We start from the raw sequence: 12832 nt of genomic DNA on the forward strand, positions 1-12832 counted from the left end.
AGGCTTTTCGTATCCAGGGTGCTAGCGTCGCCGTCATGCCCCGTGACCTCGCTGCCTCCGTCCGTCCCGACGGGCCGGACCGGCTCGCGTTCTGGACCTGCGCCTCCGTCCTCGCCCTCGCCTTGTGGACGAGCGGCGCCGCGACGCCGGTCTACCCGCTCTACGCGACCGACTGGCAGCTGACGCCGTTCGTCACGACCGCGATCTTCGCCGTCTACCCGCTCGTCCTCGTCGTCGTGCTGCTCGTCTTCGGCAGCCTCAGCGACACGATCGGTCGGCGGGCGAGCATCCTGCTCGGCGTGAGTGCGTCGATCGTCGGCGTGCTGCTGTTCGCGCTGGCGCCGGACGTCGGTTGGGTGCTGGTCGGCCGCGCGTTCATGGGCCTCGGCGTCGGCCTGTCGCTCAGCCCCGCCACCGCCGCGATGATCGACATCGCCGGTCCCGTCAACTCGGCGCGCACCGGAGCCATCAGCACCGCCTCCACCGCCGTGGGCCTCGTCTTCGCGACGCTGCTCGGCGGAGCGCTCGTCCAGTACGCGCCCGAACCGCTGCACCTCACGTACTGGGTTCTCCTCGTCGTCGAGGTGGGCGTGCTCGTCCTCGTCTGGCGGCTGCCGCGGGACCGGGACGCGCTGGCCGGGCGCTGGAGGCCACGGTGGCCGAGCGTGCCGCGCGCCCTCCTCGGGGCGGTGGGCGCCGCGGCCGTCTGTGTCAGCGCCTCCTACGCTCTCGGGGCCGTGGTGCTCTCGCTCGGTGCCGAGATCGGCGTGACGCTGATCGGCAGTGACAACGCGTTCGTCACCGGCGCGGTGATCGCCCTGTCGATGGTGGTCATCGCGGTCGTGGCGCTGGCGTCACGACGCGTCCCGGTGGTCGTCGCCGTCGTCGTGGCCGCGGGGGCGACGGCGCTCAGCTTCACGGCACTGGTGCTGGCCGCGGCACAGCAGTCGTTGGGGCTGTTCCTGGCGTTCTGCGTGCTGTCGGGAGTCGGCTACAGCCTCTTCTTCGCGTCGGGGCTGGGGATCGTGTCGCGGTTCGCTCCGGAGCACCACCGGGCGGGGACGCTGTCGGCCGTGTACCTCGTCGCCTACCTGGTGCAGGGGGCGACTGCCCTGTGGCTCGGCGCGCAGGCGACCCGCGGAGGGCTCGAGAGCGCCGTCGACGTCGGGGCCCCGGCGATCGTGGGGCTGGCGCTCGCGGCGATGGTCGCGGTCGTGGTGGTGATGCGCGGGCGGGAGCGGCGGCGGCGGGTCGCGGCGTAGGGGCAACGTGCGGCCGGCAAGGGGCGGCGGGCGGCCGGCGGCACAGCTTGCAGCGGGCAGCACAGCCGCGGCTCGCGGCCCGCGGTCGGCGTTCAGCACAGCTTGCGGCTGTCGGCACAGCCTGCCCGCGTAGGTCCCGCTACAGGGCGGCAGGGAGCGGAGTGCAGGAGGCGCGGGCCGGGCAGGACGCGCGGCGTGCGGACGGTGCGAGTGCAGGAGGCGCGGGGCGGGCAGGATGCGCGGCGTGCGGACGGGGCGAACGTAGGAGGCGCGGGCAGGGCAGCGCGCGCGGCGTGCGGACGAGGGTGGTCGGCTTGCATCCCGCCACGAGGTAAACACGCCGCCACGCGATGTCGTGGCGGCGTGTGTACCTCGTGGCGGGGTGGGGTGGGCCACGACGCCAGGACGTGGTCACCGCGCCAGGCTTAGTCCTGGCGCAGTGACCACCGCTTGGCGTCATACGCGGACGGCGCGGCAGACCGCCCGCCGCCCGCGGCCTACCGCCAGCGCCGCAGCGCCACGCGCTGCACGACGTTCAGCACGGTGTCGCTCAGCGTCCCGAGCAGCGCCAGCAGGACGATTGCGAGGAAGATCCGGTCGACGCGTCCGTTCGACTGCGACTCGGTCAGCAGGAAGCCGAGGCCCATCGACGACGCGATCAGCTCGGCCGCGACCAAGAACAGCCACGCCTGCGCCAGCGCCAGCCGCAGCCCCGACACGAGCGACGGCAGCACGGCCGGCAGCTGCACCCGGGTGAAGAGCGACACCCGCCGCAGGCCGTAGGCGCGTCCCGCCTCGACGAGCTGCGGGTCGACGTGCCGCAGCGACCCCGCGACCGTGGTGAAGACGGGGAACGCCGCACCGATCGCGATCAACGTCACCTTGGAGTCCTCGCCGATGCCGAGGTACAGGATCAGCAACGGCACCCAGGCCAGCGACGGCACCGCCCGCACGGCCGCGATCGACGGTGCGAGCAACGCCTCGCCCACCCGTGACAACCCGACGACGGCGCCGACGACCAGCCCGATCACGGACCCGACCACGAACCCGATCAGCACCCGCTGCACCGAGATGGCGACGTAGAGGCCGAGCTGACCCGTGGCGGCGAGGTCGACTCCTGCCCGCGCCACGTCCGCAGGGGACGGCAGGCGGTACGAGGGCACTCCGCCGACGGTGGTGGCGAGCACCCAGGCGGCGAGCACGGCGGCCGGCACGAGCACCCCGAGCAGGGCCAGGCGGTGGGGAGGGGTCGCGCCCGGAGTGCCCGGGCGTCGCGGGGCGGGCGACCCGGACGAGGAGGCGCGGCGTCCGTCGTCGGCGACCCGCGCCTCCTCGGCTCGGGGGGTGACGGTCAGGGTGCTGCTCACGAGGTGGACGTGGCTTTCGCGTACGAGTCGTCGAAGAGCGAGTCGAGGGCGGCGTCGACGTCGTCCTGCGAGGGGACGTCGCCCGACTCGACCAGGATCGGGCCGACCTTCTCGAGGACGGCGCGCTGGTCGGCTCCGGGGGCGGGGTCGATGTCGAGGTGGGTGCGGTCGATCACCGTGGTGGCGACGGCGGGATCGATGGCGGCGGCCTTCGCCAGGATGGCGGCGGTCTCGTCCGGGTTGTCGAGTGCCCAGGCGCGGGCCTTCTCGTACGAGTCGACGACGACCTGCGCGACGTCCGGCGACGCCTCGAGGAACGACTCGGTGGCATTGAGGAACCCGTAGCTGAGGAAGTCCACGTTGCGGTAGAGCAGCTTCGTGCCCGACTCGGCCTCGCTCGCGGCCATGATCGGGTCGAGGCCGGACCAGGCGTCGACGCTGCCGTTCTCGAGGGCGGCACGTCCGTCGGCGTGCTGCAGGTTCTGGATCGTCACGTCGGAGGCGCTGAGCCCGGCCTGGTCGAGCGCCTGCAGCAGGAAGAAGTACGGGTCGGTGCCGGTGGTCGCGGCGATCGTCTTGCCGCGGAGGCCCTCGACGTCGGTGATGGTCGAGTCGCCCGGGACGACGAGCGCCGACCACTCGGGCTGCGAGTACACGTCGATGGTCTTGATGGGGGAGCCGTTCGAGCGGGCGAGCAGTGCAGCCGAGCCGGCGGTCGAGCCGACGTCGACCGCTCCGGCGCGCAGCAGCTCGTTGGCCTTGTTCGAGCCGGCCGACTGGGTCCAGTTGACGGTGACTCCGTCGCCGAGGGCGTCCTCGAGGTAGCCCTGGTCCTTCACGACGAGGCTGAGCGGGTTGTAGGTCGCGAAGTCGATGTCGAGGGTGTCGGTCGACCACTCGCCGTCGCTCGCCCCGGCGCCGCCTGCCGCGTCGGCCGCGCCGGTGCCGGCGTCCTCACCCGCGACGCAGCCGGTGAGGAGGAGGGCGCTCGCCGCGGCGAGGGCGAGACCGCCGGCCCAGGAGGCGCGGGTGCGGGTGGTGGGGAGGGTGCGGAAGGTCATCGGTTCGTGTCCGTGCTGTCGGGGGCGGTGCGGTGGTCTGTGGGTGCGGGTGCGGTCGGGATGCCGGTGAGGTCGCCGGCGGCGGTCGGGGTGCCGGTGTGGCCGCTCGGTGCGGTCGTGGTGGTCGCGGCGCTCGCGGTCAGCGTGCTGGTGGTCGTGTTGCCGGCGTGGACGCGGTGGACGCCGAGGTCAGCGAGCAGCTGGAGGCGCAGCTCGGCCAGCGCGGGGTCATCGCGGTCGCGGGGGCGGTCGCCGGGCACGGTGACGATGCGCTGGATGCTGGGGGCGCCTCCTGCGGTGGGGGCGTGCACCGCGCCTCCTGCGGTGGGGGCGCCCGTGCCCGTGTCGGCCGCGCCGCTGGCGCCGGCGGGCCGCTGCTGCGAGAGGTCGGCGAGGACGACGATGCGGTCGGCGAGGTAGAGGGCTTCGTCGACGTCGTGGGTGACGAGCAGGACGGTGGTGGGTTCGGCGCGGTGGATGTCGAGCAGCAGGTCGTGCATGCGGAGGCGGGTGAGGGCGTCGAGGGCTCCGAACGGTTCGTCGAGCAGCAGCACCTTGGGGGCACGGGCGAGGGCGCGGGCGAGGGAGGTGCGTTGGGCCATGCCTCCGGACACCTGGCGGGGGCGGAGGCCGGCCGAGCTGCCGAGTCCGACGAGGTCGAGCAGTTCGGTGATGCGGGCGCTGCCGGCGGCCTTGTCTGGGTGGCTGCCCGTGGTGCCCTTGCCGGCCTCGGCGCGCTCGCTGCGCTTGCGGGCCTTCGGCAGGCCGAGTTCGACGTTCTGGCGGAGGGTGCGCCAGGGCAGGAGGCGCGGCTCCTGGAACGCGATGGCGCAGCGTTGGTCGGTGGGCCGGGTGGGGGAGTCGTCGATGTCGACGGTGCCGGTGTCGGGCTGGTCGAGGCCGCCCACCTGGCGCAGCAGCGTGGACTTGCCGCAGCCGGAGGGGCCGACGATGGCGATGATCTCGCCGGCTGTCACGTCCAGGTCGAGGGCGTGGAGCACGGGGCGCTCGCCGAAGCGCCTCCCGACGCCGCGCAGGCGGATCGGCAGGGCCGAGGAGGCGCGGGTCGTCGAGGTGGGCATGTCACGAAGGTAGGTGGGTGGGGTGCCTGCCGTCCCGTGGGGTGTAACGGGGCGAAACACTCCGTTCGGTCCGCCCTGCCCTGGTTCGGTCTCAGGCACGCCCATTCATCGGCTATAGTTGTGGGGTTGCCTCGGTCGGGGCAACACCAAGACCTGGGTTGCAACTCGAACCCGGATCTCGGGCTGTGGCGCAGCTTGGTAGCGCACTTGACTGGGGGTCAAGGGGTCGCAGGTTCAAATCCTGTCAGCCCGACCACGGGTGCGAGATAGCAATCGGCCTGAGAACTGTTCACAACGAAGAAGCCCACCGAGAATATCGGTGGGCTTCTTCGTTCTGCTCGGGCTCGTTCCGGGGAGGCTCAATCGGTTGATTGCTAGCTCCAAGATTGTCCTTATCTCCGGCGCTGCAGGTACCGGCAACACTCGAAAGGTCGGGCACGTCGCGTCGTTCTCATTAGAAGCTCGCCAGTGTGTCCTCGTCAAGACCAATACCGCCGTCAAGAGCCTTTGGAGCTGAATCGCGACCAGCGATGCTTACTTCAGCACCGTCGTCAGCCACCTCAGTTCGAATGCCTCAGGCTCATCGCACTATGACCTACTCGCCATTGACGAGTGCAACACCGTCAGCAACTCGGAGCCGCTCAAGGTGCTCGATAAGACGACGCTCGACCTTCTCGTACTCGTCGGTGACGTTTACCAGATTGAATTCATCGAGTTCGGCGACTGGTTCCTAACCATCCGTTCCTACTTCACACCGGACCAAGTCTTCGAGCTCACCAAGCCGTATCGGACCAGGGGCCATATGCTCATGGTGCTCTTGAACCGGGTCCGCGCCCTCGACGACAGGATTGACGAGTCCATGTCCGGTCGCGAGTACGCCCGCCCGCTAGACGCATGCCTCTTCACCGGCACTGACCGGGACGACGTTGTGCTCTGCCTGAATTGCGACGGCCTCTACGGCATCATCAATATCGACGGCTTCTCGCAGACCAGCAACCCGGCAACCGCTGTGGTGCGGGGCAATTCAACCTTGAATGTCGGCGACCCCGTGCCGTCTAATTTTTAGCGAGATGGACCGCCTTCGCCCAGTAATTTCCACAACTTGAAATTCACGATCACCAAGCGCGACCACAAACCAATTCAAATCTCCCTCGATGTCTGGTTAAACCTCGGTGGCAGCGAGCGCATTGACCGCATTTATTTTTGGGGGGTGTTTAGCGGCACATAGGGTTGTTGTGCGCCCATAGGGTGTGGGGTGTGAGCGTATTCGACCGAGGCCCGCTAGAGTCCGAGACCATTGCATCGCTCGTGCGACCGGCGCTAAAGGCCGCGGGGTGGCGGGAAGACCAGATCTTGCCGGAATACGCCATTAAGGCGTCACGGCAGGTTGCGCTGGGCACCTCCGTCCGTGCATTACATCGGGAGTTCGCCGACTTCGTGCTCGAGGCGACCCCCGGCACGCCGGTTGCGGTCGTCGAAGCGAAGCGCGAGTATCGAACCGCAGATGATGCAATGCAGCAGGCCATTAAGTACGCCGTGAAGGTCGATGCTCTGCTTGCCTACGGCACAAACGGCACCGACATCATCCAACACAACCTCCGGACAGGGCAGGAGCGACGCGTCGACGGATATCTGCCGCCTGCGGCAACGTGGGCCGAGTACATCGCGGCCAACGAGCTTGATGACGCGGGTGCCGAACTCATTGCGATGCCCTTCAACCGTGGCCGAACGACTATCACCGGTGACATCGTCAGGCCGCGGCCATACCAGGTTCAGGCAATAAATCGCGTGCTCTCCGCGATCGCTCGCGGCGATGATCGGGCGCTGCTGCTCATGGCGACCGGTACCGGCAAGACATTCACGGCTATGCAGATCGTCGCGAAGCTGCGTGCGTACGCGGCGGTGGCAAAGGCTAACGCCAACTTCCGAGTGCTCTACCTTGCCGATCGGGACGCACTGCTGACGCAGCCGATGCGCAAGGACTTCCGGCCGGCGTTCGGCCCCGACCCTGTTCACCGGGTGCTTGGCGGTACCGACCTGTCCCGCGAGCTGTATTTCGCCTCTTACCAGTCTTTGACCGGGCAGAGCGAAGGTGCGGTGCTGCTCGGGTTCCCGCAGGATTTCTTCGATCTGGTCATAGTCGACGAGTGCCATCGCGGGAGCGCCGAGGAGAACTCGCGGTGGCGGGCCGTGCTTGACCGTTTCGCCGGCGCAGTGCAACTCGGCCTGACAGCGACACCGCGCGACGACCGGGTGCAGAGCTACGAATACTTCGGCAATCCCTTGTTTGAGTACTCGCTGCGCGACGGCATCGAGGACGGCTACCTGGCGCCCTACCGAGTGCGGCGGGTCGCCTTAACGCCGGACGCCGAGGGTTGGCAGCCTACGCCGGGCGAACGCGACCGCTTCGCCCGTGAGATCCCCGATGACATGTATGAGACGCGCGACTTCGAACGTCTCGTCTCCCTGCTGCCGCGGACAAGGCTGGCCGCGCGTCACCTGTCACGCCTGCTGCGGGCACACCCGTATCCACGGGCGATCGTGTTCTGCGTCGACACGGAGCACGCGTCTGAGATGCGTAGGGCCCTCATCGCAGCGAACGCCGATCGCATGACAGTCGACCCTGAGTGGGTGGTACGCATCGTTGGGAGTGAGGGCGAGAAGGCGCGGCTGCTTGACGACTTGTGCGACCCAACCCGCAGTAGTCCCGCGATCGCGACGACATCGCGGCTGCTGGCAACTGGAGTCGACGTCGAAGACCTCACTCATGTCGTACTGTTCCGCCCAGTCGGTTCGATGATCGAGTTCAAGCAGATCATCGGTCGAGGGACGCGGCTCTACCCCGAGAAGGGCAAGACCGAATTCGAGATTATCGACTACGTCGGCGCCTCGGTGAAGTTCAATGATTCGAAGTTCGACGGCTTCCCGGTGCACATCACGGTCGAGTACATCGATGACGAAGGGGAGGTCATCGATTCGACGGACGAGCCCGTTGGAGCTGAACAGATCGACGGTTGGAACGAGCTTCCGACCGGCGATCCGTACGTGCATGTACCCAGCCCTGGTTTCGACGTTGAGCCGGGGCCCGGTGTCGTCTCTCGGATGCGTGAAAAGTACTACGTCGACAATGCCGATTTCGACGTTGAATCCGAGACAGTCCTGGTCCCGGATGTGTCGTCCGGCGAGCTGCGGCTGACGGACTACGGCGCGTACGTGCGCGATCGAGTCCGCGCACTCGGCGATGCCGAGACCGTGCGAAGCGAATGGGCACACGCGGAATCGCGCGAGCGGCTGCGGGCTGGGCTAGTCGACAGCGGGGTCGATCTTGACGAAATCGTCGTGACGACCGGTGTGCCGGGCATCGACCCGCTCGATGCGCTGCACCATCTCGCGTGGAACCTGCCGACCCGAACGCGTTCGGAACGTGCGCGCAGAGTGCGGGAGGCGCATGACACTGAGTTGCGCGGGCTTGAAGCGACGGCGAGGGCTTTGCTCGAGGGGCTGTTGCAGCGCTATGAGGAGCACGGGATTGCCGACCTTGAGACGACGCAGGTGTTCAAGCTTGAGCCACTCAGCGCCTTCAGCGTCGGCGAGCTCGCGCAGGCAGTCGGGGGCGCGGCAGGACTCCGCGACCAGCTCCGCCTGGTTCAGGAGTGGTTGTACGCAGCATAAACTTGAGTTTGGTGGAGTGTCGGCGCGCGGAACTCAAGTTACTATTGAGTTGATCAGCCGCTAGACTAGGTTCATGATGCAGCGCAGAACGGATCAGCGCCGTCTCCTCGAGGCTTTGGCCTACCGGCAGGCGGGGTACTTTTCGGCTGCACAGGCAAAGGATGCCGGGTACAGCTATCAGGCGCAGAAACATCACGTCGACGTCGGCAACTGGGTGCGCGTCGATCGTGCCCTGTTCCGGCTGCAGTCGTGGCCATCTGGCTCCGAAGACCAGTACGTGCGCTGGTCTCTCTGGGGTGCAGGACGCGGAGTCGTCTCGCACGAGTCGGCACTGCAAGTACACAGGCTTTCCGACGTCGATCCGGCGAGGATTCACCTCACCGTGCCGCCGGGTTTCCGCGCAGAAGACCCGCTCGTAGTGCAGCATCGCGAGCCGCTGTCCGAAGCGGACATCGAGGAGCGCGAAGGCTGGCGGGTCACCACACCGATGCGCACCCTGGCCGACATCGCGAGCGGCGACGCCTCGCAGGAGATCGTCGACAGCGCAGTCGCGGACGCGATCGAGCACGGAATGCTGACACGCCGAACGCTCCGGCGATGCACCGCTGACCTGTCTGACAGGGCCGCGCTCCGCCTCGAACGTGCCCTTGCCGCGGTCGAGGCGGCAATGCGCTCGGTTGACGATGTCGGGCTCGGCGCGTGACGCGGGGCGATGCCGAGAGCCTCACCCAGCGCATCCGGAATGCCGCCGCCGAAGAGGGCATCGCCATTCCGCGTTTGCGGAGCCGCATCGCTTTCCAGCGCATGCTAGCCCGACTCGCCGCTGATGGCGGCTGGGTGCTCAAGGGCGGGTTTAGCCTCGAAACTCGGCTCGGGCTACGCGCGCGGGCGACCAAGGATCTGGACCTGCTGCTGCGCAGCCCGGGTCTCTCGAATCCGATCGACCTGCAGGATGCCCTTGACGAGGCGCTCGAGGCTGACCTCGGCGACGGGTTTACCTTTCGCGTTCGCCTGCCCAGGCAGATGCGCATGGAAGAAGCCGAACCGTCGACGTGGCGCGTTGTTGTCGAGGTGCGCTACGCGGACGCTGAGTTCGGCGTCGTAACGGTCGACGTCGTGACGGCGGCGGACGATCGCGCGGGCGTCGATGGCGCGGCGCCACTGCAAATTGAGCCCGTCGTGGTCGGTGAACCTTTCTGGGTCCCGGCGCTCGATCCGCACCGGCACGCGGCAGAGAAGTTCCATGCGTACGCCCGCCTTTACGCGTACGAGCGACCGTCGTCGCGGGTGAAGGACCTGATCGACCTTGCCCTTTTCGATGAAAGCGCCATGCTCGACGGCGAACGCCTCTACGCCGCCTTGGTCGAGGTCTTCGCCGAGCGCAACACAGAGTTGCCGTCTCGGCTCCCGGATCCGCCCAGCGAGTGGGCTGTACCGTTCGCGTCGCTTGCCGCCGAAACTGGCTTGAAAGTTGTAGCGCTCGACGCAGCACGCGACCTTGCCCACAACCTCTACGAACGCGTTCGCGCGCACCGCACCCCCACACCGGAAGGCACCATCCCATGAGCCCGATCGCCCATCCGGAGATCGCCCTGACCCAGTCGCGGTTGCAGGCCGTCATCAAAGAGGCGCGAAACATTATGCGCAAAGACGCGGGGCTTAACGGCGAGCTCGATCGCTTGCCGCAGCTCGCGTGGTTACTGTTTCTGAAGGCGTTTGACGACCTCGAAGACGAGCGGAAGATCCTCGACCCCGGGTACCGGCCCGCGCTGCCCACCGAGTACCGGTGGCTCACCTGGGCCGGCGAATCGAACCTCACCGGCGATCCGCTGTTGAATTTCGTCAATGAAAAGCTGCTCCCTCACATCCGAGGGCTCCAGGGCACAGGAGACGCGGGAGATCCGCGCGACACGCTCGCGCGGGTGTTCACGGATGTTTCTAATCGGATGCGCTCAGGTCACCTGTTGCGCGCCCTGATCGATCAGCTTGACTCCATACAGTTCTCGAAGTCCGATGAGATGCATGCGATGGCCGTGTTCTATGAGTCGATGCTGCGCGAGATGCGCGACGCTGCCGGCGACTCGGGTGAGTTCTACACGCCGCGCCCGCTCATCAAGTTCGTCGTTGACCAGGTGGACCCAAAGCCGGGCGAGGCGATCATGGATCCTGCCGTCGGCACGGCGGGCTTCCTCCTTGAGGCGTACCGGCACGCGACGAAAAATGCCTCGGCGGGGCAGGTTCAGCAGACGGCGGCGCAGTTGCGGGGCGTAGAGAAAAAGCCGATGCCGTTCCTGCTCGCAGAGATGAACCTGCTGCTGCACGGCGTCGATCGTCCGAACCTTCAGCTCGGCAATTCCCTCGCATTCGGGCTGAACGAAGTCGCGCGCGACGGCGTCGACGTCGTAGTCACAAATCCTCCGTTCGGCGGCGAAGAGGAAGCCCTAATTGCCACCAACTTTCCGACGCAGTACCGCACCCAGGAGACCGTCTGGTTGTTCCTGCAATCGATCATGGCGCGCATCAGCACGAGTCGGTCGGGTCGTGCCGGCGTCGTCGTGCCGAATTCGACGCTGTTCGACACGGGAGTTGGAGCCCGCATCAAGCGCGACCTCATGGAGCGATTTAACCTCCACACCGTCGTACGGCTGCCGAACGGCGTTTTCTCGCCGTACACGCTGATCCCGTCAAATGTGCTGTTTTTCGAGCGGGGCAAACAGGACACGGTTTGGTTCTACGAGATCGCGGCGCCCGATGGCCGCAAGAACTATACGAAGACGAAACCCATGCGAGTCGAGGAGTTTGCCGATTGCCAGGAGTGGTGGGGCGGGAACGATCGCGCCGGTCGTATCGAGACCGAGCATGCGTGGAAGGTGCCGCTGGAAGAGATCGTCGAGAGCGAGTACAACCTCGACCGGCACAGCCCGAACCGGGCAGCAAGCCTCGACCAGCGTTCTCCGAGAGAACTGGTCGCGGAGTTGCTCGATGCTGAGCGCGAACTGCTCGAAGTTTACGAGCAGTTGCTGCGGCAGATCGAGGGGTTCACGGCGTGAACGTTGAACGGAGGCAGATCGGTGAAATTTGTTCTCGCCGGCAGGTGCCCGTCGAGATTGACCCGGCCGCTCTGTACGTCAAGGCGGGAGTTCGGAGTTTCGGCAAGGGGGTGTTCAGTTATGAGGCTTCCCCGGGTGCCGAGATCGGCAAGCTAAAGTTCTTCGAACTTGAACCCGATCGGCTCGTGGTGAGCAATATCAAGGCCTGGGAGGGAGCTGTTGCTGTGACCCACCAGCCCGAGGCAGGCCGGGTCGTGTCGAATCGGTTTCTTACGTATTCGTCCGACTCGGTATCGCTGCAGTATTTGCGCCACTGGCTCCTTTCAGCAGTCGGCAACCATGCTTTGCAGGCCGCGTCACCCGGGTCAGCCGACCGAAATCGAACGCTCGCGGCAAGTCGCTTCGAGGCGATCTGGGTCCCGCTCCCACCTCGCCCGGAACAAGACCGTATCGCCGACCACCTTGACATCCTTTCCGCCCGGATCACGAAGGCCAAGTGGACTTCACCTTCAGATCCAGTGTTGGCGCGGTTGCCGCACCTTATCGGCGACCTACTCCGAAGTCTCGATCTTCCACTGGTGGCGGTGGGTGATCTCGCTGCAAACAAGCAGGAGATCATCCACCCGGGCGACGACTTGTTGGGCGCCGAAGCGTTCATCGGCCTCGAACACGTGGAGTCGCATACGGGTAGGGCTTCGCAGGGTCGCCCGATCGACAGTGAAAAAGGAAGGAAACTCCTGTTCCGATCAGGCCAAGTGACTTATGGATATCTCCGTCCGTATCTAAACAAGGCTTGGGTCGCCGAGTCAGTAGGGCTCTGCTCAGTTGAACAGTTTGTCTTGCAGCCGACGCACAACGTCGACCCACGGCTACTTTCCCTAGTGCTTCGCTCGGACTTCACGTGGAATGCAGCCAAGACAGCAACGAACGGCCTCCAGCTTCCTCGTCTTAGCCTCAAGAAGCTGCTCGCCTTCTCGGTACCTGACATCAGAGGAATTGCTGAGCCCGAGAGCGTCGTCGCTCTAGCGGAGCGCATGACCGATCTAGCGTCGCGTATCGATGCTAGGCGCTCGGATCGGCTCGCGCTCGCAGATGCGATTCTCCCTGCCGCCCGCAATGAGATCTTTAACTCGATGCTCTGATCTCGCGGTGGTGCGCCACTACCCACCCGCAACGAGGGCCTGACTTAGGGTGCTAAGTGGAGTTACCTGGTCGTGGCGGCGCTGGCCGCGATCATCGGCAACGTGTTGTACTTGGGCGCAATCGTTTGGCTCGGGTCGTGGATGCGGTCGGGGGTCGTGGAGCGGTGCCGCGAGGGCGGGGCACCGGCTGGCGGTT

The 12832-nt window shown here is 66.6% G+C and carries 10 protein-coding genes and 1 tRNA gene; 8 read left to right on the forward strand and 3 right to left on the reverse strand.

Going from position 1 to position 12832, the window contains the following annotated elements; genetic code table 11:
- Positions 1 to 35: 35 nt before the first annotated feature.
- Positions 36 to 1262, forward strand: a complete 1227-nt coding sequence (locus QRN23_RS08705; protein WP_285063268.1) for an MFS transporter — start codon at positions 36 to 38, stop codon at positions 1260 to 1262.
- 497 nt (positions 1263 to 1759) lie between these two features.
- Here the strand turns inward: QRN23_RS08705 and QRN23_RS08710 are convergent, their stop codons facing one another.
- Genes QRN23_RS08710 through QRN23_RS08720 form a run of 3 tightly spaced genes read right to left on the reverse strand, consistent with a single transcriptional unit; the run spans position 1760 to position 4772 of the window.
- Entirely contained in the window at positions 1760 to 2629 is an 870-nt protein-coding gene (locus QRN23_RS08710; RefSeq protein WP_285063269.1) for an ABC transporter permease, read from the reverse strand.
- Positions 2626 to 3690 carry an aliphatic sulfonate ABC transporter substrate-binding protein gene (locus tag QRN23_RS08715; RefSeq protein WP_285063270.1) on the reverse strand — a complete coding sequence of 355 codons (1065 nt, stop codon included), beginning with the start codon at positions 3688 to 3690 and terminating at the stop codon, positions 2626 to 2628. Before QRN23_RS08715 ends, QRN23_RS08710 begins: the two co-directional genes overlap by 4 nt.
- Positions 3687 to 4772: an ABC transporter ATP-binding protein gene (locus QRN23_RS08720; protein WP_285063271.1), complete on the reverse strand. Its 1086-nt coding sequence runs from the start codon at positions 4770 to 4772 to the stop codon at positions 3687 to 3689. Before QRN23_RS08720 ends, QRN23_RS08715 begins: the two co-directional genes overlap by 4 nt.
- 179 nt (positions 4773 to 4951) lie before the next feature.
- Between QRN23_RS08720 and QRN23_RS08725 the strand changes: the two genes are divergently transcribed.
- The 7 genes from QRN23_RS08725 (at position 4952) to QRN23_RS08755 (ending at position 12636) form a co-directional block, all read left to right on the forward strand.
- Positions 4952 to 5028 (forward strand) — tRNA-Pro (locus QRN23_RS08725).
- Between the two features lie 261 nt (positions 5029 to 5289).
- Positions 5290 to 5838 carry a DEAD/DEAH box helicase family protein gene (locus QRN23_RS08730; protein WP_157489940.1) on the forward strand — a complete coding sequence of 183 codons (549 nt, stop codon included), beginning with the start codon at positions 5290 to 5292 and terminating at the stop codon, positions 5836 to 5838.
- A 191-nt stretch (positions 5839 to 6029) separates the two neighbouring features.
- Entirely contained in the window at positions 6030 to 8444 is a 2415-nt protein-coding gene (gene hsdR / locus QRN23_RS08735) for an EcoAI/FtnUII family type I restriction enzme subunit R (protein ID WP_285063272.1), read from the forward strand.
- A 73-nt stretch (positions 8445 to 8517) separates the two neighbouring features.
- Positions 8518 to 9147 (forward strand): type IV toxin-antitoxin system AbiEi family antitoxin domain-containing protein, encoded by a 630-nt coding sequence (locus QRN23_RS08740; RefSeq protein WP_056230173.1) that lies wholly within the window; start codon positions 8518 to 8520, stop codon positions 9145 to 9147.
- Positions 9144 to 10010: a nucleotidyl transferase AbiEii/AbiGii toxin family protein gene (locus QRN23_RS08745; RefSeq protein ID WP_056230175.1), complete on the forward strand. Its 867-nt coding sequence runs from the start codon at positions 9144 to 9146 to the stop codon at positions 10008 to 10010. The genes QRN23_RS08740 and QRN23_RS08745 overlap by 4 nt, the downstream gene beginning before the upstream one ends.
- On the forward strand, positions 10007 to 11494 hold the full coding sequence (locus QRN23_RS08750; protein ID WP_056230178.1) for a class I SAM-dependent DNA methyltransferase: 1488 nt from the start codon (positions 10007 to 10009) through the stop codon (positions 11492 to 11494). Before QRN23_RS08745 ends, QRN23_RS08750 begins: the two co-directional genes overlap by 4 nt.
- A complete protein-coding gene (locus QRN23_RS08755) occupies positions 11491 to 12636 on the forward strand; it encodes a restriction endonuclease subunit S domain-containing protein (RefSeq protein WP_157489942.1) in 1146 nt (381 codons plus the stop codon). Before QRN23_RS08750 ends, QRN23_RS08755 begins: the two co-directional genes overlap by 4 nt.
- Positions 12637 to 12832 lie beyond the last annotated feature (196 nt).

The sequence above is a fragment of the Frigoribacterium sp. ME-P-080 genome (assembly GCF_030209595.1).
GTDB lineage: Bacteria > Actinomycetota > Actinomycetes > Actinomycetales > Microbacteriaceae > Frigoribacterium.